Here is a 24,060-nt window from a genome sequence, read left to right on the forward strand (position 1 = left end):
GCGACGCATCGGGCACCACCCAGCGGGGCGAAGGCCTTTTGTTGCAGAGCTTGAGGCTCGCGGCCACGTTCTCGAGGGTCCAAAGCGACGCGCCCGTGAACTCGGGATCCTCGTGCTCGTGGCAGATGTACGGCCGCAACATTGCCGTGGCGCCGGTCATTGGTACGCGGTCGAGGACGAGCTTCACGAAGTAGGGGGCGCTCATGCTTACTGCGTACGCCGCTCCGATTTAGCTTTCCATGCAGAAGGGCTCTCATGCGGGTTTCGGACGATCGAGTCAGCTTGTCACCGGCCGTTTCCGTTCGCGGCTTTCAGACCCGCGCTGATTCGCTGTGATCCACTTCGAAGTAGTTCCACTCGAGGGCGAACAGGTTTGTCATCCTTGGGAACGATGACGCTGATTGCTGCGATCACGTCACCGCCGATGCCGTACACGGGAACCGCGATCCCTATGACTTCAGGATGGATAAACCCGTTGGAAATGGAGTAACCCTCCTGACGCACTCGTGACAGTAGATGGCGGAGTTCGACCGGTGAAGTGATTGTCAGCTCGGTGAACTTCACCAGATCCGCCGAGAGGATCTCTTCCTGGAGATCGCGTGACGCGTGCGCCAGCAAGACCAGTCCGCATGCAGAGGCGTGCAATGGCAAGCGACCGCCGATGGTGGTGATGTTCACGACGGAGTCCGGCCACGACAGCCGCTCTAGAAACAGCGCGTCTCGACCTTGCAGAATGCCGAGTTGGGCGTGCTGCCTCACCGTCATATGCACCTCCTGTAGGTGAGGGAGGGCTATCTCCCTCAGCCCGAGCGCACCGGGAGTGCGGGAGGCCAGTTCCCAAAGTCGCACCCCGAGACGGTACGTGAGGTCGTCCTGACGCTCCAGCAATCCCTGATCCACCAACTCCGCGATCAGCCGGTGGGTGGTCGCGAGTGGTAGGCCGCTCCTCAAGGAAAGCTGGGAAATCGTGAGGAACGTGACGTTCGTGGTGAAGGCACCCAGGACCTGCAGGTGGCGACTCAGCGTAGAGCGGCCAGCGGATGCGCGCGCCATAATCGCCTCCCGACGACGTTAATGTTCGTTGGTCCTAGTGTTCTCTGCGTTCATCGTGGCTGACCGCAGCCGTGGCATCCCGGTCATGGGGAGTCGCTGCTGGATCTGACGGGCTTGTCGGAGGGTGTCGGCGATGGAGTGCAAGCCAACACCACCGTTGCCGGTGACCGGTCCGTGGCGCACTTCGACGCGACCCTGGCTGCAGTTGAAGTGCGGGTGCGGTCAGCGGCACTTATGTAGCGCGAAGAGCGGCCCTCCGCAATGCAGGACTCTAATTGGGGACAGAGGTCAGTCCTGGGTTAGGCTCTCGTAGTACTTGACAGCCTCGGGGCGAAGCCTGTCGAACGCCTGAAGAAACTTTGTGTGCGCCTCCACGGCAGGCCAGTCCGCGGGTAGCAGCTCCGGCGGAAGTCCAGGGTCCCGGAAGGGAAATTTGCGATAGTCGTGAATAAGCCTGGTTCGTGTTATGAGGGCCGAGCGGCCAGTATACGCAGACTCGGAGGCGCTGATAATTTCATCGCATCTGGGGATGAAGGACCGGTACTCGTGCGCAAGTTCTTGGAGGTCCCAGCTTTGCGCTGCCCGCTCCCGGTCGTCTTTGAGACCTCGACTGCGGGCCTCAAAGAGATCGTACTTAGCACTGGGCTCGGCTTGCAGCGCTTCTTCAGCCTCATCCAATTTGTCATGGGGGGCGAGCCAAGTTGCCGGGGCCAGTTGGCCGAAACCGAGCCAGGACAGGGTGGTTTTCAATCTCGATCTTGCCGCACGGTCACGTTCAGGGACGCTGAAAATAACCAGGTACCAGATGCCATTCCACTTTTCCTGAGAGGGCGATTGCATGATGCGCTGCAGGCCCGAGTCAAGAAGTTCCCATCCTTTTGCCGACGGCGTGTAGGTGCTGGTGCGACCCGCACGGGTGGTGTCGAACCATCCCTCCCTGGTTACCCGGGACATAATGACACGGGCCGAATCCGGGGCTACGTCAAAGCATTCGAGGAGAGCGGAGAGTTTCTGCAATGAAATCGATCCGCCATCCTCACGGATGTAATCGCCGAAAAGGTCAAAAACCACTGACCTTGCCTGCATGATGCCCGCCTCTCCTGATCCGAAACTCGATTTACCCGTTCAGGGCAGTTGCTTCTAATGGAGCAGCTGAGGTCACGTCCGGGTTTCCCGACGGAGCGTCTTTGCTGGCCTGCTGAACCGCTTTGATAATTTTGTCATAGCCAGTGCATCTGCAGAGGTTACCTTTGAGGCCCAGACGAATTTCTTCTTCTGTCGGCTCGCTCTTCGTCTTGAGCAGGGCACAGGCGGACATGATCATGCCTGGAGTGCAGAATCCGCACTGCAGCGCTTGATTGTGGCTGAAAGCTTCCTGCATGGGATGTAGTTCCCCACCCTGGCTGAGCTGTTCAATTGTCGTAACCTCGCTGCCGTCGGACTCCGCGGCCATGACGCAGCAGGACTTCACTGTGGCGCCGTCAAGCTCCACTGTGCAGGCGCCGCAGTTACCGGTTTTGCAGCCGATGTGGGTGCCGGTGAGCTGAAAGTCGTCGCGGAGCATCACGGCGAGGGTCTTGCGGGCGTCAACGGAGTGCCGGACGGGCCTTCCGTTGATCGTGGTGTCAATTTCGAAGGTGCTCATACTTTCTCCTGAAGAACGCTGTAACTTAGTGCGAGGTCAATAGCCCTGTGGGCCAGCACGCTGGCCATCGCGACCCTGTATTCGGCTGTAGCCATGTGGTCGGAATACGACTCTATGCAGGCGTCACGGGCGGCGCCTTCGAAGTCAGCATCAAGGTGGGATTCCACCACAACGGGACGATACTTTGCACCCCCGAACCCGAGGGTTACTGAACGATCATTCCTGACCAGAGCAACGACGTTGACCGTTGAATAGTTGCCCATGACGCGGGCGAACCTGATGTAAGCGGTGCGTACGTCAGGTGCCAGGGTAGGGACGCGGACCTCAGTGATAATTTCATCGGGACGGACGACGGTTTCCAATCGGCCCACGTTGAGGTCCTGGACAGGCAGTTCACGGGATGTGCCTGCGCTTTGCAGAACAGCGGTTGCTCCAAGGGCGCTGAGAACGGTCGGGTATTCAGCACCCGGGTATCCGTGGGCAAGGGAACCGCCGATAGTGCCGCGATTTCTTACCTGCACGTCAGCAATCTTGCTGGCAGCATCAGCCAGGGGAGGACAAAGCCTGGTTATCCCAGGATTTGAGGCGATCTCCACGTGGGTCACTGTTCCCCCGATCCTGAGTAGGTCGCCGCTGCTTTCGATGAATTTCAGCTCGTCAATCCGCCTAAGGGAAACGAGACTTGTAGCGGTTCGAGTACCTAGGTTGATCAGCGGAAGCAGGCTCATTCCGCCACCAAGCGCCTGTGGTGTCCCCTCTCCGGACAGCAGCTCCAGAGCCTCCTCCACTGTCCTTGGGGCGTGGAAAGTGAATTCCTGGGGAAGCACTTAGACCATCTCCTTTTCCGGTACTTGCGCAACTTCGGCCATGACGTTTGTTTTAGCCGCTTGAATTGCGGTCCAGAGACGGCTGGGGGTGACTGGTAGTTCGGTCAAGCGAACATCCAAGTCACTAAGCGCATCCTCGATCGCCGCGGTGATGGCTCCCGGTGGACTTCCGACCCCCGACTCACCAACGCCTTTTGTGCCCAGAGGGGTGAAGGGCGACGGAGTGTTCTGGTGACCAACTTCGATGTCCACCGCTTCCTGGGACGTGACCATGGTGTAGTCCATGAAGCTTCTTGTGATGGGCTGCGCTTCGTCGTCATAGGCAACAAACTCATACAGTGTCGAACCTATCCCCTGCGTGATGGCCCCCTGCAGCTGGGCCTCCGCCAAGAGTGGGTTCACAATTGGCCCGCAGTCATGAATGAGGACAAACTTCTCCACTTTCACCACACCGGTTTCAGGGTCAACTTCGACGATGGCTCCCGAACTGGCATTGGACCATGTTGGGTAGCCGTTGAATTTTCCGTCCACCTCCGGCTGGTGGTAGACATTGCCTATTTTGAAGCTTTTTGTCGTGTCCAATCCCGGATCGGTGTTGTCCATGTGTTTGCCATGGGGAAAGAGGTACACCTGCTGCACTACCTCGCTGAACGTAACCCTCGCTTCGGGAGCCTCGGTAGAGCTGAACACATCTTCTATGATGCTCACTGTGTCCGCCGAAACACCCAGCATGCTGGCAGCCACCGTTGTCATCTGCTTCCTGATCTCCAAAGCGGCGAGGTGTGCAGCGGAACCGCCTAACATAAGCGATCTGGAACTGTAGTTACCCGAACCCATAGGGCACGAGTCCGTGTCTCCCTGGGTGACACGTATCCTGTTCAGGCTGCAGCCCAGCGCATCTGCAACGATCTGGGCGATGCCGGTTTCGTTACCTGTCCCTGGAGATGTGACGCCGGTCAGGACCGAGACATCACCTCCGGGGGTGACTCTGACGGTAGAAGCCTCGTAGCCGGCATAAAGACTGCCGGGCATGCAGAAACCTTCCGGTGTCAGTTCTTGACCCAGCCCGATCCCGATGTACTTTCCCTGCCTGCGGGCCTCGGCTTTGCGTGCGGCAAATCCTTCGAAATCAAGCTTTTCCAAAAGCTGATCCAGTGTTCCGGCATAGTTGCCGCTGTCCAGGATGGCGCCGGTCGGCTGCATGAATGGGAATTCGTTGGAGGGAATGAAATTCCGGTGACGCACGACGGAACTGGGAAGTCCGGCCTCTTTGGCGACATGTTCGATGACCCGGTCGAGGAAGAACGATGCCGTGTCCTTGCCGTAGCCCCGGTACGCCTGCCAAGGGCTCTTATTGGTGACGACTGCTATCAGTTCGGTTTCAAGATTGGCGATCTTGTAGGGCCCCGGTACGCAGAGCCACGTCACGTAGGCCATCCCCCAGCCAGCAAGGGCAATCGGGGCACCAACGTCAGCGACCATCCGCATCTGCAGCGATGTTATGGCTCCGTCTGAACTGAAGGCGGCGGTGTACTCCGCTTCTACATCGCGGGCGTGCCCGGCTGCAAGGAGGTGCTCTTGGCGGTCCTCGATCCACCTGACCGTCCGCTGTGTCCGCTTTGCCATGTAGGAGGTAAGAACCTCTTCCTGCGTCGTGGGGCACTTGATGCCGAAAGCACCCCCCACGTCAGGCTGGATGACCCTAACGTCGTTTTCGGACAACCTCATGGCCTCAGCGAGGTAGGTCCGCAAGACGTGGGGGGCCTGAGTTGAGGACCAGCAGGTTAGACGCTTCCGGTGCTGGTCCCAGGAGGCAACCACGCCGCGGGTTTCAATGGGAGAAGCCTGAATTCGAGCCGACTTGATACGCCCACTTACGGTGCCGGCGGCGTCCCGTAATGCCTGCTCCGGATCTCCCGTGACCAGTTTCTGCCGGATCAGGACATTGTCGGTCCACCCGGGCTCGACCAGGGGTGCTCCTTCCGCAAGCGCCACTTCCGCATTGGGGACGACAGGGAGCAGTTCGTAATCTACTTCGATCAGATCGCGAGCAGCCAGAGCTGTCGCCTCGTCTTCCGCCAGAACAGCAGCTACTGCTTCGCCAACATAGCGGGCCCGCTCCACGCACAGGGCATACCACGGTGCATACTGGGCTCCCAACGCCCTGGTGTTAATCGCCTCAGGGATGGGATTTGTGTTTTCGCGGATCTCGGAGGGCGTCAAGACGTAAATGACACCTTCAACCGCCTGCGCTTGGGAGGTATCGATCGACTTGATCCGAGCGTTGGGGTGGGGGCTTCGAAGGACAACCATTGTCGCCACGCCCCTCGGCTGAACGTCTGCTACGAATGAACCGCCTCCGGCTACAAGACGATCATTGTTCATGCCCTTGATGGGCTTACCAACGTTAACCACAAGTGCACCTTCCTTGGTGATTGTTTGGGGAGGTCGTGGGGCGCTTCGGGCCACAAACCGGATTCTGCTTACGGCGACCCGAGCAGGTAATCAATGCAGCAGAGCCGCGTTTGATCACTTCGCCGACGGGAACGACATGCTGATGGCTTCGGGGTCGCCTGCTTCTCGGAACGTCCGATACTGACCTGTCATGAGACAGGCTGTGCCGGGACTCGCGGCTCAGAGTGCGATATGGATGCGGCGACATTGGCGCTCGTATCGTCCTTTCGATCCTTGCCCCCTTTGGCTTAATTAGCGTATCATTACGCAATACGTTCGTCTATGCGGTGTTTCAAAAAAATCCGATCGCGGTCGGGGTCAGTGTTGATCCTGGCTGCTAATGCATGCTGCGAAGGGCTTGATGTTCCGAGCGCCGGATTGAAGCGCTGGCATTAAGCGCGGACCATGAAAGGCGGGAATACAACATGAAGGAAGTCATTTCCGAGCTCTCCAGGCAGCTCGCCCTGGGACAGCCGGCGGCGCTTGCAACGGTCGTTCGGACGCAGCACTCCGCCCCCCGCCCGGAGGGTTCTTCGATGCTTCGCCTTCATGATGGAAGTGCCGTCGGGTCCATATCCGGCGGGTGCGTTGAAGGGGCCGTCTATGAACTCGGGGCCGCCGTACTGGCATCGGGGAAGCCCGAGCTGGAGAGCTACGGGTTCAGTGACGACGATGCATTTGCCGTCGGCCTTACATGCGGAGGCATCCTGGACATCTTCGTGGAACCCGTCACAGGAGAAAGCTTCCCCGAACTTAATTCCCTCGTTGCCGCCATCGGCGCTGACCGGCCAGTGGCCCTGGCTACCGTAATCGCCAGTCCCGAGCCAAGCTCCGTTGGTCGTCATTTGGTCATCGATGCTAGCGGCGTCAGGGGAACCACAGGAGACCCCAAGGCAGACAACGTCATCGCTGACGATGCACGTGGACTTCTTGCATCCGGAACGTCTTCAATCCTGACGTACGGACCTGAGGGCCAGCGGCTCGGCACGGGAGTGCAGATCTTCGTTAATTCATTCGCCCCCAAGCCGCGAATGATCGTATTTGGTGCAGTTGATTTTGCATCAGCCCTTGCTCAGCAAGGGAAGTTTCTTGGCTATCACGTGACCGTATGCGACGCACGGCCTATCTTTGCAACACCCGCCCGTTTCCCGAGCGCGGACGCTGTGGTCGTCCAATGGCCTCACAAATACCTGGAAGATGAGGCCTCTGCCGGCCGCATCGACGCCAACACTGTTTTGTGTGTCCTGACTCACGACCCAAAGTTCGATGTGCCGGTCATTGATGTAGCTTTGCGGCTCCCGGCCATCGGTTATCTCGGGGCCATGGGCTCTCAGCGCACCCATCAAGACAGGGTCGCCCGGCTATTAAGTGTGGGACTTCCGGAAGAGCAGATTTCCCGCATGGCAAGCCCAATTGGCTTGGATATTGGTGGACGGACTCCAGAAGAGACTGCAGTCTCCATAGCCGCCGAGATAGTCGCTTCCCGGTGGGGAGGCAGCGGCAGGCCATTGAGCAATAGCCGAGGTCGCATACACTCCCCGGAACGCCGGAGCGTGGTCAGTACGACGGCCGGCTAGTCGATCCGACTAGCCGGCCTGACCGGCCTTGATTGCTCTTCACATACTTACGCCGCTGGTAAAGGTTGCCGTGTCGCTCGGAGGTTACGCCGCCGTGAGCGATAGACGTAAGGCCGTTTTCATGATCTCTGAGGCACAAAAAGCATTGCCCGTGCTGGCTTCGGGGCCTAGACCCACAACCGTCGCTCCGACAACACCCTGCCGTTCGACCCTGTGAATACGCCTCTTCCCGATGCCCATTTGGCGAGCTCATATGCAGACCGCTGCCTCTGGTGCGCCCCTTCATCGGCTGACACTGACTGAACATCAAGGCAGGACATGATCGTGGGGTCCTGGCGGACCTGGGCCGTCAAGACCGAGTCTTCAGAGAGGTCCGACAGTATTCGGGAGACGAACTGGCGGGGCAAGGATGAAAAAGATAACCCCGTATTCAGGTCCAGGGCTCGAAGCCACACTTCCCGCGCCCTCAACCACACCATGGCCTTCAAGGTGACGGCGTCATTGTCTCGTTGTACAGCCAGTGACCACCGATCGTCCCTCAAATCACGCCAGGCAACGCTCAGGTGAACGGCAGCGTGTTCTGAAAGATTCCTGAGCGACTGCGGTGGAAGGGTCGAAGCAAACGCAGCCTCAGAATTCACTCGCGCTTCGGATGTCACGAGAGTTGAACTGCCATTCTCAGCATCGTCGGCAAGGAGAGCCATGTCGCGGGCATTCAATGCCACCTGTGCAATCAGTCGGCGACGGCTCCAGCCGGGGACGAGCGATGGATCATCCAGCTCTTTGTCCCCGGCCTGCTTTAGAGCACGGTTATAAAAGGCCTGTCCACGTCGGGCGAGGAGTAAGTCAGCTACGAGGTCCTGATCAGTTGCCTTATCTGTTCGGGCAGCCATTAGAAGTTCCTTTTTGCCTGGAAGGGTGCGCAGACATGATGGCCTGGCGCCCAGAGACGGTTGCGAGCTAGTTGTCAGCGCCGGGGATGAAGGTCCTGGAAAAATTCAAACGGTCCATGATCGGGCCATCGTTGTAGCGGAAGAGGTCAAATTCCGTATCCGCATGCAAAGACCATGAGACCCAACTGGGCACGGCAAAAAGGTCACCTTTTTCAAGCTTGGTCTCAACGCCCCCGAGTACAACCGTTCCGGTTCCCTCAAAAACCTGCCAGACTGACGAGCCAACTTCGTGCCGGGTGCGTGTTTCCGCGCCTGCCCGCAGCCTGTGGAACTCGCATCGCAGAGTCGGCATGACATCCCCGCCCGTTGTCGGGTTCACATAACGGATGGCCGCGTGTCCTTGCTCGACAGTCGCTGGATGACCTTCGTCTTCAAGCCTCAGCTGTTCGCGCAAGGCAGCGTCGGTATATTCCCATCGGTATGCTGCAAGCGGCGAACTGGTCTTGTCGTCAAGCTCCGAGAGCGGGCGCAGGCCGGGATGGGCCCAGAGCCTCTCGCTTCGAGAGACGGACGGAGACGCCTCATCGGTGACGCGCTCAGACCCGAATTCAAAGAAGCCCACATCCATGTACCTGGAGAAAGGAACGTCCAGGCCATCGATCCACGCCATTGGCTTATCGGTGTCGTTGTGATGACCGTGGAAGTTCCATCCAGGAGTCAGGAGGAGGTCCCCGCGCCTCATGGCCACGGGGTCACCGTTCACTACAGTCCAGACTCCCTCGCCCTCAACGACAAAACGGAAGGCATTCTGGGCGTGGCGGTGTTCGGGTGCGGTCTCGTGTCCACCGAGGTACTGGATGGCGCACCATAGGGTGGGAGTGGCATATGCGGTGCCCACCAGCCCGGGGTTGGCAAGGCCGATTGCCCGGCGCTCCCCTCCCCGCCCAACCGGCACGAGCTCCCCGCTCCTCTCGGCGATGTCGAACAGAGTGCGCCACCTCCAAACAAATGGAACGGCATCTGACTCAGGGACCATAGGCATCAGGTCGTCGCGCTGTGTCCAAAGCGGGGCGAGGCTGTTGGCCTCAAAATCCGAATACAGCTTGGTAAGTTCCGGTGTAAGCGCGTTCTCATTTGTCGACTGCATGGCAGGCTCCCTCGTCATCGAAAAGACCAATGCGAAACATCATTAGTACGAACTGTAATAGAATGTTTCATAAAAGACAAGGAGCTCGCTGCTCTAAAGCGTTCGCCTGGTGCTACCCGCAACAGGCTGCCGTGTGCGTTTCGAGTGGCCATGACGCAAGTGCCGAGGCAGCAGCCAAAGCCGCGGATCCCTTCGGCCGGAGGGAAAAGCGCCGGCTGACTAGAGTCCAGAGCCCCATCGCCGCCCGGACGAAGTCCTAAGCGGCGGTCTTTCTTAGCGGCCTGAACGCGGCAAGCTCATGAGTGGATGGCGAAGCGGGTCCGGGGACAAATGGAGGAGTAATGCGCAACTTCTACAAGCGATGGCAGGGCGAGCTCAAACGGGCTTTTACTGGCACTCCGGATGCCACTCCCGATTGGGTGCTCCGTCTGGCTGATGGTGACGACAACGGCTACTATCTGCCGGGTTCGGCAGTTTGGGCCGTCCACGGAAGCATGTCAACCATTGTCGCCGGAATCCGGGCGCTACTCATGCAGACTCTTCACCCCGGAGCCCTTGCGGGTGTAAACGATCACTCGCGCTTCCGGGCAGACCCGTTGGGGCGACTGGCAGGGACCATCCGGTGGGTCTTTACCGTCTCATACGGGTCGACAGCAGCTGCACATTCAGCATCCGACTGGGTAACCCGCCTGCATCAGCATGTCCACGGTGAGTACATGGACAGAAGTGGCAGATCCCGCCGGTATGCGGCGAACGATCCTGAACTGCTTCTCTGGGTCCACATAACCTTCACTGACGCCTTCCTCAGCGCCCACAAACTCTGGGGAGGCAGGATCCCCGGTGGACCGGATGCATACGTGAGCGAATGGGCCAGGGCTGGACTTCTTATGGGAGTCGAGTCCCCGCCGATGACCGAAAAGGACATGCGCCAACAGCTGGAGCGATGGTACGACGACGGTGAGCTCGTAGCTGATGAAAGGGTTAAAGAAGCCGTGTCGTTCATCCGCAATCCGCCTCTTCACCCGTTACTCAGGCCGGGGTACCACTTGCTTTTCGCAGCCGCCGTGATGAGCTTGGAGCCAAAGTACCGGAAGTTGCTTGGCCTCAAGACACCAACCCTGGGACCCCTGCCGCTCCCTATAAAGGCGGCAACCCGGGCGGCCCTTGTCCTCGTGCGTATTGCGCTAGGGCGGGTGTCACCGAGCGAGAAGGCGGCACGCAAACGGCTCCGCCGGATAGCGGGCTTAAACATGCGGCGTTGATCGGCGAGGGAAAAGCCGAAGAGCTGAACAAGTGCCCAGCACACCGTTCCCTTCAGTCCCTACCGTAATGTGCGGCCACTCGGTCCCGGCATCTTCTTGGTGATCAGGCTCGAGGCGCGCCCAGAAGGCTCACACCCCTACCTTTCGAGAAGCCATGAAGCCTTAGTTCCCCTGGTATGCAAATCCACTTCAGCGGGGTATGATGTTCATCACCCTGGCACGAACACTACTTTTACGTTCGTAAGTGATTTGTTTCTAAGGGTGAATTACCAAAGAGGCATGAGGCATAACTACTGTTCCTACCCATTCCCACCCTTACGTTGGTGGGCTTGCCACATGATCTGCGTGCACCCATCCCCTGCTAGAAGCTGGCTTTCAATGGCTCTAGCCAATAACAGGAGTGGCACTCGCTTCCTGGAGTGCAAAGCTCCCGTCCGCTAGCTACACCTCGTCCCTCAAGGAAATGACATGTCAACGAAGACACCCCCAGACGCTGAAGGCCGCACTAGCCCCATGAAGGTTGCCCTGGCGAGCTTCATCGGCACCACCGTCGAGTACTACGACTTCTTCATCTATGGGACAGCAGCAGCGATCGTCTTCCCTAAGCTGTTCTTCCCCGAAGCCGGCCCGCTGATGGGTACATTGCTGTCCTTTGCCACCTTCGGCGTGGGATTCCTCGCCCGCCCCCTTGGAGGTATCATCTTCGGCCACTTCGGTGACCGGGTCGGTCGGAAGAAGATGCTCATCATCTCCCTGGTAGGCATGGGCGCCGCAACATTCCTGATGGGACTGTTGCCCGGCTATGCACAGATCGGCATCGCCGCACCCATCCTGCTGACCGTCCTGCGCCTCTTCCAGGGGTTCTGTGTCGGCGGTGAATGGGGCGGAGCCGTCCTCATGGCCGTGGAACACGCACCCAAGGGCAAGAAGGGCTTCTATGGAGCGTTTCCTCAGATGGGCGGCCCTGCCGGTGTGAGCCTCGCCACTGTCGCTTTCCTCGGTGCCAGCCAGCTGCCCGGGGATCAGTTCCTCGCCTGGGGCTGGCGGTTGCCGTTCCTGGTCAGCGCGGTGCTGGTCATTGTCGGCCTGGTGATTCGCCTGACGATCGCCGAAAGTCCCGCCTTCGCCGCGGCCCGCGAGAAGAAGGAGCTGGTGAAGCTCCCCATCAAGGAAGCCTTCCGCCGACACCCCAAGGAAATTTTCCTCGTCGCCGGCACCTACCTTAGCCAGGGCGTTTTTGTATACATCACCATGGCCTACCTGGTGAACTACGGCACCGCCGTCGCAAAGATCGACCGCACCAGCGTTCTGCTCGGGGTCTTCCTCGCCGGCCTCGTCGCAGTCGTCCTCATGCCGGTCTTCGGCTCCCTCTCCGACAAATACGGGCGCAAGACCATGTACCTCATCGGGGCCGTGGCCATGGGTGTCGCCATCGGACCGGCTTTCATGCTGATCAACACCGGCGTGGCGGCCAACTTCATCCTCGCCGTGGTGTTGGTCTTCGGCATCGCCACGTCCCCCGCGGCGGGTGTCACTGGCTCCCTGTTCTCCATGGTCTTCTCCCGGGAAGTCAGATACACCGGAGCATCAGTGGGTTACACCATCTCGCAGATCTGCGGCTCCGCGTTCGCTCCAATGATTGCAACGGCGCTGTTCGCCGCCACTCAATCCAGTGACTCCATTGTCATCTACCTCCTGGTGGTCTCTGCGATCTCGATCATCTCCGTTGCGCTGCTTCCCGGAGGCTGGGGGCGCAAGGAAGCGGCATACCAAAACGGCGAGTTGCAAGAACCCGGCCGGTCAGGTGCTCAGATGGCCGCCGAAGTTTAGTCCTCACTTTGCGGGCGGTCACTGGCGCACAGTGGCCGCCACGCCGTCCGAGTCAAATGTGCTGCTTTCCATTTAGGAATTCAGGCGCCATTCGAAACGGCGTGAACAAATGAGGTAAGTGAATGAAAACGGCGCCCACGTTCGATTTTGTAGTTCGACTGATTGAAAGAAGCTGATTTTGGCTGCGACAAACAACCTGACGATCCCCGCGGCTTTCGACCGGGTGGCACGCATATATCCGAGCTATGAGGCTGCGGTGGACAGCGTCTCGCGGATGACTTTCCGAGAGTTGGACGAAGCCTCACGGCGGCTGGTTACCATGCTTCGCCAGCAAGGGGTGCAACCTGGAGACCGGGTGGGGCTGCTGACTTTACCGTCCACAGCCCACCTGGTGTCCTGGCTTGCCGTCGTACGCTTAGGTGCTCTTCCTGTGGCATTCCACACTCGTGAATCAGCGCCGCTCCTGGCAAAGCTGGTCGACAAGTTCGAGGCGGGCGTCATCCTGTACGACGCCTCCCTCGCCGACCTGTTCACCGCCACTTCGGAGCTGTGCGCCCGCCCGGTCAAGGGGGTCGCCCTGTTGACGGGGGCTGGCCGTTCCGCCACCACCGCGCAAACGGGCCTGGAAGTGCCCCGGGACCTCTCTAAATTCGAACCCGCTTACGACTTGCCCGTACCCAACGAGGACGACTTGGCTGCGATCGTGCTCTCGTCGGGTACGTCATCTCTGCCTAAGGGCGTGGTTCATTCTCACCGGGGACTCATCGAGGCTGCCCGGTCGACCTTCGCGATGTATCGCGATCTGCGTCCAGGGTCGCGCATTGCCATCCCCTACAGCACCGCGTTCACAGGTTTCTATGCGACCTTCCTGCCGTTCCTCAATGCTGGCGGCTGCTGCGTTTTCCTTGAGAAGTTCGACGTCGAGGTATACCAGAACACCATTAGAGCGGAACAGGTCACGCACATGTCGTTGGCGCCGACGATGTGGCGCAAACTCCTGAGCTTCGATTCGAATCCTGAAACCTACGCAAGCGTCATTCAGGCGCAGTTTGCGGCCGAACCAATGGACAGCACCACCTTGAACCGCATCAGGGAAACAGTTTCTCCTCACGTGGCCCATGCCTACGGTTCGACCGAGACCTGTGGATTCCTGACCATCCATACAGTGGAGGACATGACCGGTGACCGACTTGTCAGTGTCGGCCGACCTTTCCCTAACGCAGAGGTTCGCATTGTTAAGGTCGGAGGATCAGCGGAGGATGTCCTGCCGGCCGGAGAACTGGGCGTCGTCCTGGCGACCTCCCCGAGCGTTGCCCTGGGTATCTGGGAAGACGACGAAATGACCGAACGGATGTTCGTCACCGACGCGAACGGTCTGCGTTGGTGGCGCTCCAGCGACATGGGTCGCTTGGATGAGGACGGATACCTTTTCCTGGAGGGACGCAGTGACGACATGATCATCTCCGGTGGCATCAACATCATGCCTGCGGCGATTGAGGAAGTACTCTTCCAGCATCCGGCAGTGCTCGAGGCAGCCGTTGTCGGTCTTCCACATCCGGAATGGGGACAGCAGGTCCAAGCGTTCGTGGTAAGCGCCGACCCTTCACTGTCGACGGACGAACTGAAGCGTTTCATCTCCGAATCGGGCCTGTCCCGTTACCAGCAGCCCCGAGCATTCCATTTCGTGGAGTCTCTGCCGAAGACCGCCACGAACAAACTGAACCGACGGCTTCTCCGCGAGGGGGCCTGACGTGCTCACTTTAATCCCACGAAGCCGCAAATTACTGAAACGGGAGAGCAGTAATGCCTGACTACCACCCGCCAGTTCAAGATATGGAGTTCCTCCTCAATGAGGTGCTCGACGTCAGCTCACTCGCCGAATTTCCCGGTTTCGAAGGCGTCGAGGCGGATCTCGTCTCCTCCACGATCGAACATTTCGGGGCCTTCGCGGCCCAGGAGATTGCACCGCTGAATGAGGTGGGTGACCGTGAGGGATCAGTGGCAACCCCTGACGGGGTGGTCACGGCCAGTGGTTTCGCCAAGGCCTATCAGAGCTACGTCGACGGCGGATGGCCGGCGCTCGGATGCCGCGAGGAGGATGGCGGCCACGGGATGCCGGGATTCATGCGCACCATCCTTGAAGAAATGCTCGGTGGCTCGAATCTGGCCTTTGCCATGGCCCCCATGACGGCTCCTGGAGCCTACGAAGTGATTAAGCACAGCGCCTCCGATGAGCTAAAGGAGCGCTTTATACCCAAGATCGTCTCGGGTGAATGGCTGACTGCCATGTCACTGACAGAACCCCAGTGCGGTTCGGCCCTTGGTTTACTGCGTACCCGTGCGGTGCCACAGGACGACGGCAGCTTCCGGATCACGGGAACGAAGATGTTCAACAGCTGGGCTGACCACGATATGACTGCGAACATCGTCCATCTCGTGCTCGCCCGATTGCCCGGTGCGCCGGAGGGTACAAAGGGCATCAGCCTGTTCCTCGTCCCGAAGTTCCTTGTCACCTCCGACGGTGCGATCGGTGAACGTAACGCGTTCTCGGTGAGTTCGGTTGAAAAGAAACTAGGCATCCACGGCAGCCCCACGTGCGTGACTAACTTCGATGGCGCAACCGGGTACCTGCTCGGTACCCCTCATCGGGGCATGGCCAGCATGTTCATCATCATGAATGCGATGAGGCTTGCGTCTGGCGTGTGCGCCACCGGGGTGGCGGATGCTGCCTACCGCAACGCCCTGACCTACACGCATGAACGCCTCGCGGGCCGGTCGATAACCGGCGCGAAATCGCCCGAGTTGCCAGGTGATCCGATCATTGTGCATCCGGACGTGCGGCGGATGCTCATGACACAGCGGGCCACCGTGGAGGGAGGCCGTGCCTTCGGGTTCTGGGTCAGCGTCAATCTGGATCTGGCAGAGCGGCACCCTGATCCCGTGGAGCAGAAGAAGCATGATGATCTCGTCTCCCTGCTCACTCCAGTAGTGAAGTCGTTCCTTACAGATAAGGGCTTTGAATCGGCAGACCTGGCACTTCAGTGTTTCGGCGGGCACGGATACATCCGGGAGAACGGTGCGGAACAGTATCTGAGGGACATCCGGATGCTGCGCCTGGGAGAAGGAACGAGCGGCATTCAGGCCATGGACTTCATCGGCCGTAAGGTGGTGGGCGACGAGGGTTACGTGCTGGGAAGATATTTCTCAACGATCAGGGACAGCATCAAAACCCTGGATGATGAGGGACTCCTTGAGATCGCCGACCACCTACGTCAGGCCCTCGACCAGATCGAGCAACTGACCCGGGAGGAGCTTCCCCGCTGGAGCTCAAACCGAGAGGGCATGGCCGCAGCATCGCTGGACTTCATGAACATGATCGGCTATCTGTCGCTGGGCTACATGTGGGCCAGAATGGCGGCCACGGCATCACGGAAACTGCGGGTTTCCGACGGCGATGCGACGTTCCTGAGCAACAAGATACGGACCGCCCGGTTCTTCTTCTCCTACCTCATGCCAGACATTCAGGCCCTCGCTCAGCGGGTCCGGTCCGGCATCCACGACGTCATGGGCATCCCTGTGGATGAGTTCGTCTAGTCCGCCCGGTATTCCATAGGACATCCGTTACATCAGGTCCCTGTACCGCGCCCGCCGTTGGTCCTGGAGCAAGGCCTCGTTTCGAACGCACCTGTAATTCGAGAGTGACAAATGTTTGGTACTAACCCCGAGGGCTTCAACTTGCCCCTGCTATCGGGATGCCAAAAGATTCAAGGAGGGCTTCTCAGTGAAAATCGTCGTGTTGGCTAAACAGGTGCCTGACACCTGGTCGCACCGTGCCTTAGACATGGTGACGGGCCTTTTGGACCGTTCGGCCTCTGAACATGTGCCTGATGAGATTAACGAACGCACCACCGAAGCCGCTCTCCAGTACAAGGATTCGGCCCCGGCGGCCGAGGTGATCATCCTGTCAATGGGTCCGGAGGACGCCACCGCGACCCTGCGGAAGATGTTGTCCATGGGCGCCGATGCGGCGGTTCTGGTCACAGACCCTGCTCTGGCCGGTTCCGACGCGGTGCAATCCGCTCGTGTACTGTCTGCTGCGCTGGAGAAGGTTGGCGCCGATCTCATCCTTGCCGGCAACAGGTCGACGGACGGTCAATGCGGAGTGGTTCCGGCAATGGTTGCCGAACTGCTGGGACAGGCCCTCGCTCCGTGCCTGGACTCCGTCACGATCACGGAGTCCTCAATTGAAGGACAAGTTCAAGTAGAAGGAGCCTCACTCACCGTGCGTGCCGAATTACCCGCGGTGGCGACCCTGACAGAGAAGGCCGCCGAGCCGCGCTTTCCAAACTTCAAGAACATCGTGGCGGCCAAGAAGAAACCGATAGTGACTTGGTCCCTGGCAGACCTGGGCATTCAAGCGGGTCCGGCATCTGCACCCGTCCAGTCGGTGATGGTCTCGGCCCAGGAACGTCCCGAGAAGCAGCCAGGCCCCAAGATCAGTGACGACGGCACGGCCGCAGCACAGCTCGCCGAGTTCTTGACCGCCAACCGTTTGGTCTGACACCGGCCAGTTACCGTAGGAGAAAACGTACACATGGAATCCAACGTCACCAACCCCGTCGTCGTCTTCATCGAGACCACCGCCGAGGGTTTGCCGAAAGCCACCGCTGCCGGGCTGATCGGTGCAGCCGCCTTGGTCGGTACCCCTGTCGCCGTCGCTGTCACCCGACCTGGAACCAGCTCTGACCTGCCGGCTGCCCTTGGTCGGTTGGGGGCGGCGCACGTGGTCTTGGCCGAATCCTTTCTGGTCGATTCAACTCTGGGAGCTGCCCAGACCGCTGTCCTCGTCGGCGCCGTGGAGCAGTTCTCCCCGGTAGCAGTGCTGTTGCCGGACACCGTTGAATCGGCCGAGGTGGCTGGGCGGGTTGCCATCCGGACCTCCGGCGCCATCTGCGCTGACGTTGTCGGACTTCGCTTTGGCGATGACGAAGTCATCGCCCAGCACTCTGTCTTCGGCGGCGACTACACAACCGAGTCGACCGTCGATGGAGGCCCGCGTATTTTCACCATCCGTCCAGGAGCCATAGAGCACCGTGCCGAGGCTGTGGCCGCCCCGCAGGTCACCACCACGGAGGTCGGCAACAACACCAGCACCCCGGGCGCCCACATTGTGGAGGTCCGCCCGGCTGCGGCAGGTACCGACCGGCCGGAGCTGAACGGTGCCCAGAGGGTGGTCTCGGGAGGCCGGGGCCTCGGTTCAGCCGAAGGGTTTCGTCTGGCCGAGCAGCTCGCCGACGAGCTAGGTGCGGCCGTGGGTGCGTCCCGAGCCGCCGTTGACGCCGGTTACACGCCAGCCGACCGCCAGGTCGGTCAGACCGGCATAACGGTTTCCCCGGACCTGTACATCGCGCTGGGCATCTCTGGCGCCATACAGCACCGTGCCGGCATGCAGACGGCCAAGAACATTGTCGCCATCGACAAGGACGAGGAGGCTCCAATCTTCGAGATCGCTGACTTTGGCATCGTCGGTGACGCTTTCGAGGTAGTCCCAGCACTCATACAGGAACTCCGCGCACGCCGAGGCTGAGCCTTCGCCCGACGAGCCACCAGAAGCACAAGGCCAGGAAGACGACTATGCCCAGCAGCCCCCAAGACAGAACCCGGAAAGACGCTGTTCCGGCACCGGCCCCGACGCTCTCCGATGCGGCCTCCGAGCCTGCTTCTTCCACCACCCGCGTCCGGAAGCAGCGGATGGGCCCTTCCCCGGCAACGGGCGGTCCGGCTGGGGTGCCTCAATCGCAGGGCCCGGGGATAGGGCAACGAATAGACCGGCCAAATGACATACAGCCAACAACGTCAGCCGAAGCATCCGCCCCAGCCATCAAGCAGCGAATGGGAGGGGCAACCCCACAACCTGCCATCGGGGGCCGCATGGGAGCTGGAAAAGGGGCGGTTGAGACGCCAGCAGAGGGTCCATCAGAATCTCCAACAGAGAACCACCGTGGAAGTTCGGCGCCTACAGCACGCCGGAGGGGCGGCACCGTTTCCCCAACACGCCTGACGCCAGAGACCCCGAACTACGTTAGAACCTCGGCACAAGCCTCCCCCATCAGAGCAGCGGAGGACGCCAACGCTTCGGACCGTTCCCACTCCCCGTCCGCTTCGACCCAGCCCCCGAGAGCGGCGACCCGTCCGGCGTGGGTGCGTTCCGCAGTAACGGTCATAGGAATCCTCATTCTGGCACTGATGGTGGTCTTTGCGGCACGATGGGCCCGCACCCTTCCGGCGGTGCAGGACTTCTTGACCACATACCCGGGGCATTCAACGCTCCCGGAAAACACGCCCAAGGGCTTCCCAGCATGGATGGGGTGGCAGCACTACTTGAACATGTTCTTCCTTGTGTTAGTCGTTCGAACCGGCCTGCAGGTTCGAAGCGAGAAGCGCCCGCCGGGGTACTGGAAGCCGAAAAAGAACTCATTCTTCTCACCGAAAGGCAATACCCCGTCGAAGGTATCGCTGTCCCAATGGCTGCACCAAGTGTTGGACGTGCTGTGGGTGGCCAACGGTGCGGTGTTCATCGCGCTGTTGGCGGCGACCGGGCATTGGATGCGGATAGTGCCCACGAGCTGGGACGTATTCCCCAACATCGTCTCTACGGCCGTCCAGTACGCGTCACTACATTGGCCTACTGAGAATGGGTGGGTGCACTACAACGCACTGCAAATGGTGGCCTACTTCCTTATCGTTTACGTGGCAGCACCCCTGGCGATTCTCACAGGATGGCGGATGTCTACCTGGTGGCCTGCAAAGGCCACAACCCTGAACCGGATCTATCCGATGGAGGTAGCCCGGGGACTGCACTTCCCGGTGATGCTGTTCTTCGTCGGTTTCACGCTGGTCCATGTGTTCCTGGTGTTCTTCACCGGCGCTCTTCGTAACCTGAACCATATTTACAGCTCCCGGGACATCGTGGACTGGTGGGGGCTGGTTATTTTCCTGGCCTCCCTCCTCCTCATCGCCGTCGGGTGGTACCTCACCAAGCCCGTCTTCAGCACACACCTGGCAACCCGGATGGGCGACGTCACCAAGAACTAGACAATGGAGCGCGCGATCCCTTGAGGACGGGAGGCGCGAATTGCGGCCACAGGACACCAAACCAGGGCTGATTCATGGGACAAGCCCTGTGGCCGCAGATGGCCAAGCATCCATGACCAGCTAGTTCATCGCACCGGTAACGCAACCCTGGGTGCAGCCTCCTGATTGCCAAAATACGGTCAGTCGGGATTGCCCCCGCAGATACTTATGAAATATAGTTATATTAGATAAGTAGTTCGGTAAGCCGCTAAGGCCCCCTTCGAGAAAGTCAGCACAATGACCGAAAAACAAGATGGGCACCCACGGTCTGGCAATCACCGTGAGCCAGCCGGCGACTTTCTCTCCGCAGCGGACGTCTCAACGGTGGGCCTGGTAGGCCTGGGGTCGGTTGGAACGGCCTGGGCCGCCCTGCTGCTGGCCCGTGGCCTGTCAGTGGTGGCGACCGACCCGTCCCCCGCGGCTCGTCAGGGCCTTGAAGACCGTATAACAGGGATCTGGCCCACCCTCGTACAGCTTGGCCTTACCGAAGCAGAAGCCCCCCCGACGGAGTCTCTGAAGATCGTTACTGACGTCAGGTCGGTTGCACTCGCCAGCGACTTGGTGCAGGAAAATGGCCCCGAGGGCCGCGAGGCCAAGCTCGCAATCATCGCTGAGATCGATAGCTTCCTTCCCCCAAACCGGCTCATTCTCTCGAGCAGTGGAGGTACGCCCCCGTCCGTGCTGCAGGCAGCGTGCCATCACCCCCAACGCTGTCTCATCGGTCATCCCTTTCACCCCGCCTACATCGTTCCCCTTGTGGAAGTGGTGGCAGGAGACGCGCCGGACGAAGCCGTTGAAGCAACACGCGAGTTTTACCTGAGCTTGGGTAAGTATCCCGTAGTTGTCCGTCGCGAACGGGTTGGCCACCTAGCCAACCGACTGCAATTTTCCCTGCTCAGGGAAGCGGTCGCTTGCCTGAGAGACGGGGTCGCTTCTGCAACCGATATCGACGCCACGATCCGTTACGGTCTAGGGCCTCGATGGGCGCTGATGGGCCCCCTTATGACCTTCAATTTGGCAGGTGGAAAAGGCGGAATCGCGGACCTGTTGTCGCGTTTCGCTCCCGAGGTGCAGAGCTGGTGGGATGACCTCGCCAGTCCCCGGTTGGATGAAGAGACACAGGCGGCACTTGTGGAGGGCGTCGAAGAGCTTCGGGGCCAGTGGACGAATGCCGAGTGGGAACGGTGGCGGGATAACGCGCTGGTCTCCTACGCGGCTTTCGCGCAGCAACTGCCGTCGGCAGGCACACAGGCTCAAGGGCAGGAAATTTCCGACGAGTCAGTAACAAAGTTCAGCAAAATCACCAGGAAGGCATAACCATGCGAAGCAGTCACATCTCCTTTGAGGTCCGCGACTCGGTCGGTTTTATCGGCATCGATCGCGCCGAGAAACGAAACGCACTGAAGCAAGATATGTTCGAGACGATCGGCGAGTTCGTGAACATCGCCGAGCAGGAGTGCCGCGCTGGGGTTATATTCAGCCACGGACCCAACTTTTCTGCGGGCTTGGACCTGGGAGAGCACCGGGAACGAACGCCGCTCGACACCTTTGCGGCATCCCGCCGCCAGGGAGTGATCATGGACAAGATCGAGAAGGGGCGCATTCCGTGGCTTGCAGCGCTCAGGGGGGCAGTTATCGGCGCGGGTTTCGAACTGGCGGCAGCGACTCACATACGCGTTGCCGATGAGACAACCTACCTTGCTCTGCCCGAAGGGCGTCGAGGGATTTTTGTGGGCGGTGGCGGGTCCGTACGAGTGAGCCGACTCATCGGAGTCGCACGCATGACGGACATGATGCTTACGGCGCGTGTCGTGCAGGCAGATGATGCAGTCGCTATGGGCGCCGCGCAATATATGGTCCCTGCTGGCGACTCCCTTGAAAAAGCGACCGAACTCGCGCATGCCATCGCTGAGAATTCATCAGTATCGAACGAAGCGATCGTAGCCGCGCTGCCTCGTATTCGAGATATGGGTCATGACGACGGTCTGTATCTGGAGTCGGCAATAGCCTCTCTGGTCCAGTCCAGTCCAGGCGCCACGGACGGTCTGGAGGATTTCCTCGCCAAGAGGGCACGCCCTCTTCAGTAGAGGAGGGGATAATTCAGCTGAAGTTGATCCAGTACAGCTTCGGCCCACCTTTTCATCGGAGGGCGTCGCCTCCCGCTATCGTGGACGTCTGGAGATCCAACATTAGAAAACGTCATGCTTCGAGGCCTCTCACTAGCGCGCCGACGGGGCATCGTTGTACTACGACGACTGCGAAAGAGCTCGATGGTAGATAGGCCAGATCCGGTGGGGAAAAATGCGGCCCCCGTCAGCAGCGGATCCGATCCAGATTGGGACTCGTGCGACATGTCATTCGTGGAGGAGACGGTGGGCTACATGATTCGCCGGGTCCAGGAGCGAATGTTTGCGGCCTTCCATAGAAGATTCGCAGACTCGGGACTCACTCCCGCGGCGTATGCGACGCTGGCAACAATCGACCGCAACCCGGGTGTACGTCAGGGCAGAATTGCTGAAGAGCTCGGACTGCAGAATAGCAACATGGTGAACCTCATTAAAAGCCTTGTCGAGAGGGGATTCGTCGAGAGGCACCGGTCGGCGAGTGACAACAGGGTGTTCACGCTGACCCTTAGCTCGGCGGGGAAACTCTTCATCGAGAAGATGAACGAGCGAGCCCTGGCTCTTGACGCCGAGTACACACGAAGTTTGTCAGACGAGGAACGAAGGACTTTGATCGAGCTGCTCGGCAAGATGATAACCGACCCCCAATAGGAGCTCCGGGCCCCTGAAGGGAGAAGAAAATGAATGCGGCTAGTACCTCGGCTGACGTTGGACTCGTATGGTCAATTAGGAAGTCGTTTCTTCGCTACATCATAGATTGCGCCTGAAGGATGAGCAGTCCCAACTGATTCCCGGACACCGTAGTACTCATTGCGCGTAACAAGGACCGCATCGAGGGCGCCATCGACGCCGTCACAAAAGATGGTGCATTCCTCTGGCTTCGCCAGGACGCCTTCCGGCCCAGACGCGTTTTCTACCGCTCAGATGGATACAAAGTCCTCGTGGACCCACGAGCGGCATAAGCCGCAACGAGGGCCACAGTCCTACTGCCTCAAAGGAGAGAAGATCACGTGGCCTTCCAATCCGTGACCAACGTCAACGGCAAAGCCGTTCCACTCAGACGCAACAACGTTGACACAGACCAAATCATCCCAGCCGTCTACATGAAGCGCATCACCCGAACCGGGTTCGAAGACGGCCTCTTCGCCAGTTGGCGCCGCGACCCTGACTTCGTGCTCAACCGCCCGGAACACTCAGGGGCAAACATCCTAATCGCAGGCCCCGACTTCGGAACCGGTTCCTCCCGGGAACACGCCGTCTGGGCGCTCATGGACTACGGCTTCCGAGCGGTCATCTCACCACGCTTCGCCGACATCTTCCGAGGCAACGCAGCAAAGTCGGGTCTTTTGGCGATTCAAGTGGAACCGCAACAGATTGAGCAGCTCTGGCAACAGGTGGAGTCCCACCCTGAGGTTCCACTGAGCATCGACCTGGACGCTCAAACAATAAACGCTGATGGCCTGGACCTCGAGTTCAACATCGACGCCGACGCAAAGCGGAGACTGCTCAATGGCCTGGACGACATCGCTCTGACCTTGCAAGACCAAGAACTGATTACTGCATTTGAAAGAACCAGACCCGCCTGGCTACCAACCACCATCTCCAAGTAGGCGGACCAGGAAAGCCACTCGGGCTTCCACAGATCCCGCATAGATATAGCCCCACACTCTTGGGCCTGGAGGCGTGCAATCGGTCGCAACACGAGACCTGAAAGCCAGGTGTCGCCTCCCGGGCCAAATCACCTATCCGAGGCCTGTACCTTGCCGGATCCACAGCGTCCGGGTAGTCCCTGCAGTCTCGAAACCGTTGCGCGCTCTGGCTCTACTCTCGTTAGGAAAACGTGCGTAGTCACCGGCTCTCGACTGCCATAATCTTCGGTTGCTACTTGAGACCCTCCTTGGGTTACAAGCCCCTGCCGGAGGGATCAAGGAAGGCTCCGTGACGCCAATGTCTTGGGAAATTTTCGATTGGAACGGGCTCAAACCCGGTGTTGAGATTGAGGTGCGCGATGATGGGCTAGCCCGGGGTTTTCATGGCGGGTCTGTGGGGCTGGCGTGTTAATCAGGGAAAGGGTGCTCTGAACTGGGAAAATAGTGGTTGTCGAGACCGTTATTT

At 59.7% G+C, this 24,060-nt stretch carries 19 protein-coding genes; 12 read left to right on the plus strand and 7 right to left on the minus strand.

Going from position 1 to position 24,060, the window contains the following annotated elements; genetic code table 11:
• Window positions 1–285: 285 nt before the first annotated feature.
• From B5520_RS20480 to B5520_RS20500, 5 genes are all read right to left on the minus strand, one after another.
• The gene (locus tag B5520_RS20480; RefSeq protein ID WP_079598912.1) at window positions 286–1,053 is read right to left on the minus strand and encodes an IclR family transcriptional regulator; all 768 of its coding nucleotides are present in this window, start codon (window positions 1,051–1,053) and stop codon (window positions 286–288) included.
• 288 nt (window positions 1,054–1,341) lie between these two features.
• Window positions 1,342–2,124, minus strand: coding sequence for a PaaX family transcriptional regulator (locus tag B5520_RS20485; RefSeq protein WP_176156936.1), 783 nt, complete (start codon window positions 2,122–2,124; stop codon window positions 1,342–1,344).
• Window positions 2,125–2,170: 46 nt separating this feature from the next.
• Window positions 2,171–2,698, minus strand: a complete 528-nt coding sequence (locus tag B5520_RS20490) for a (2Fe-2S)-binding protein (protein ID WP_079598914.1) — start codon at window positions 2,696–2,698, stop codon at window positions 2,171–2,173.
• The gene (locus tag B5520_RS20495; RefSeq protein WP_079598915.1) at window positions 2,695–3,525 is read right to left on the minus strand and encodes an FAD binding domain-containing protein; all 831 of its coding nucleotides are present in this window, start codon (window positions 3,523–3,525) and stop codon (window positions 2,695–2,697) included. Before B5520_RS20495 ends, B5520_RS20490 begins: the two co-directional genes overlap by 4 nt.
• On the minus strand, window positions 3,526–5,940 hold the full coding sequence (locus B5520_RS20500) for a xanthine dehydrogenase family protein molybdopterin-binding subunit (protein WP_079598916.1): 2,415 nt from the start codon (window positions 5,938–5,940) through the stop codon (window positions 3,526–3,528). It abuts the gene before it with no gap.
• Between the two features lie 464 nt (window positions 5,941–6,404).
• Between B5520_RS20500 and B5520_RS20505 the strand changes: the two genes are divergently transcribed.
• Entirely contained in the window at window positions 6,405–7,556 is a 1,152-nt protein-coding gene (locus tag B5520_RS20505) for an XdhC family protein (protein WP_079598917.1), read from the plus strand.
• Window positions 7,557–7,723: 167 nt separating this feature from the next.
• Here B5520_RS20505 and B5520_RS20510 read toward each other — a convergent pair whose 3' ends face one another.
• Together B5520_RS20510 and B5520_RS20515 are read right to left on the minus strand one after the other, a co-directional pair.
• Complete coding sequence (locus tag B5520_RS20510) at window positions 7,724–8,449, minus strand: maleylpyruvate isomerase N-terminal domain-containing protein (protein ID WP_079598918.1); 726 nt, start codon at window positions 8,447–8,449, stop codon at window positions 7,724–7,726.
• 67 nt (window positions 8,450–8,516) lie between these two features.
• Window positions 8,517–9,596: a cupin domain-containing protein gene (locus B5520_RS20515; protein ID WP_079598934.1), complete on the minus strand. Its 1,080-nt coding sequence runs from the start codon at window positions 9,594–9,596 to the stop codon at window positions 8,517–8,519.
• A gap of 341 nt (window positions 9,597–9,937) precedes the next feature.
• On the opposite strand from B5520_RS20515, the gene B5520_RS20520 reads away from it, so the two are divergent.
• The 11 genes from B5520_RS20520 (at window position 9,938) to leuD (ending at window position 23,555) form a co-directional block, all read left to right on the plus strand.
• Window positions 9,938–10,858 (plus strand): oxygenase MpaB family protein, encoded by a 921-nt coding sequence (locus B5520_RS20520; protein WP_079598919.1) that lies wholly within the window; start codon window positions 9,938–9,940, stop codon window positions 10,856–10,858.
• A gap of 468 nt (window positions 10,859–11,326) precedes the next feature.
• Window positions 11,327–12,688, plus strand: a complete 1,362-nt coding sequence (locus B5520_RS20525; protein ID WP_079598920.1) for an MFS transporter — start codon at window positions 11,327–11,329, stop codon at window positions 12,686–12,688.
• Between the two features lie 178 nt (window positions 12,689–12,866).
• A complete protein-coding gene (locus B5520_RS20530; RefSeq protein ID WP_079598921.1) occupies window positions 12,867–14,438 on the plus strand; it encodes a class I adenylate-forming enzyme family protein in 1,572 nt (523 codons plus the stop codon).
• Between the two features lie 53 nt (window positions 14,439–14,491).
• On the plus strand, window positions 14,492–16,282 hold the full coding sequence (locus B5520_RS20535; RefSeq protein ID WP_079598922.1) for an acyl-CoA dehydrogenase C-terminal domain-containing protein: 1,791 nt from the start codon (window positions 14,492–14,494) through the stop codon (window positions 16,280–16,282).
• Window positions 16,283–16,469: 187 nt separating this feature from the next.
• Window positions 16,470–17,249, plus strand: a complete 780-nt coding sequence (locus B5520_RS20540) for an electron transfer flavoprotein subunit beta/FixA family protein (protein WP_079598923.1) — start codon at window positions 16,470–16,472, stop codon at window positions 17,247–17,249.
• Window positions 17,250–17,282: 33 nt separating this feature from the next.
• Window positions 17,283–18,275, plus strand: coding sequence for an electron transfer flavoprotein subunit alpha/FixB family protein (locus B5520_RS20545; protein WP_079598924.1), 993 nt, complete (start codon window positions 17,283–17,285; stop codon window positions 18,273–18,275).
• Window positions 18,276–18,889: 614 nt separating this feature from the next.
• On the plus strand, window positions 18,890–19,783 hold the full coding sequence (locus tag B5520_RS20550; RefSeq protein WP_254865653.1) for a cytochrome b/b6 domain-containing protein: 894 nt from the start codon (window positions 18,890–18,892) through the stop codon (window positions 19,781–19,783).
• 276 nt (window positions 19,784–20,059) lie between these two features.
• Window positions 20,060–21,139 (plus strand): 3-hydroxyacyl-CoA dehydrogenase NAD-binding domain-containing protein, encoded by a 1,080-nt coding sequence (locus tag B5520_RS20555; RefSeq protein WP_079598926.1) that lies wholly within the window; start codon window positions 20,060–20,062, stop codon window positions 21,137–21,139.
• Window positions 21,140–21,141: 2 nt separating this feature from the next.
• A complete protein-coding gene (locus tag B5520_RS20560) occupies window positions 21,142–21,909 on the plus strand; it encodes a crotonase/enoyl-CoA hydratase family protein (RefSeq protein ID WP_079598927.1) in 768 nt (255 codons plus the stop codon).
• A 264-nt stretch (window positions 21,910–22,173) separates the two neighbouring features.
• Window positions 22,174–22,596: a MarR family winged helix-turn-helix transcriptional regulator gene (locus B5520_RS20565; protein WP_176156937.1), complete on the plus strand. Its 423-nt coding sequence runs from the start codon at window positions 22,174–22,176 to the stop codon at window positions 22,594–22,596.
• A gap of 359 nt (window positions 22,597–22,955) precedes the next feature.
• On the plus strand, window positions 22,956–23,555 hold the full coding sequence (gene leuD / locus B5520_RS20570; RefSeq protein ID WP_079598929.1) for a 3-isopropylmalate dehydratase small subunit: 600 nt from the start codon (window positions 22,956–22,958) through the stop codon (window positions 23,553–23,555).
• Window positions 23,556–24,060: the final 505 nt, after the last annotated feature.

Origin of the sequence: Arthrobacter sp. P2b, assembly GCF_900168295.1 — a bacterium.
Taxonomy (GTDB): domain Bacteria; phylum Actinomycetota; class Actinomycetes; order Actinomycetales; family Micrococcaceae; genus Arthrobacter.

Bases quoted from the DNA above. Each gene is read 5' to 3' on its own strand.
- B5520_RS20545 (WP_079598924.1), top strand. From the start codon at position 17,283: ATGGAATCCAACGTCACCAACCCCGTCGTCGTCTTCATCGAGACCACC.
- B5520_RS20505 (WP_079598917.1), top strand. From the start codon at position 6,405: ATGAAGGAAGTCATTTCCGAGCTCTCCAGGCAGCTCGCCCTGGGACAG.
- B5520_RS20525 (WP_079598920.1), top strand. From the start codon at position 11,327: ATGTCAACGAAGACACCCCCAGACGCTGAAGGCCGCACTAGCCCCATG.
- B5520_RS20480 (WP_079598912.1), bottom strand. From the start codon at position 1,053: ATGGCGCGCGCATCCGCTGGCCGCTCTACGCTGAGTCGCCACCTGCAG.
- B5520_RS20565 (WP_176156937.1), top strand. From the start codon at position 22,174: ATGTCATTCGTGGAGGAGACGGTGGGCTACATGATTCGCCGGGTCCAG.
- B5520_RS20560 (WP_079598927.1), top strand. From the start codon at position 21,142: ATGCGAAGCAGTCACATCTCCTTTGAGGTCCGCGACTCGGTCGGTTTT.
- B5520_RS20535 (WP_079598922.1), top strand. From the start codon at position 14,492: ATGCCTGACTACCACCCGCCAGTTCAAGATATGGAGTTCCTCCTCAAT.
- B5520_RS20510 (WP_079598918.1), bottom strand. From the start codon at position 8,449: ATGGCTGCCCGAACAGATAAGGCAACTGATCAGGACCTCGTAGCTGAC.
- B5520_RS20555 (WP_079598926.1), top strand. From the start codon at position 20,060: ATGACCGAAAAACAAGATGGGCACCCACGGTCTGGCAATCACCGTGAG.
- B5520_RS20515 (WP_079598934.1), bottom strand. From the start codon at position 9,596: ATGCAGTCGACAAATGAGAACGCGCTTACACCGGAACTTACCAAGCTG.
- B5520_RS20520 (WP_079598919.1), top strand. From the start codon at position 9,938: ATGCGCAACTTCTACAAGCGATGGCAGGGCGAGCTCAAACGGGCTTTT.
- B5520_RS20490 (WP_079598914.1), bottom strand. From the start codon at position 2,698: ATGAGCACCTTCGAAATTGACACCACGATCAACGGAAGGCCCGTCCGG.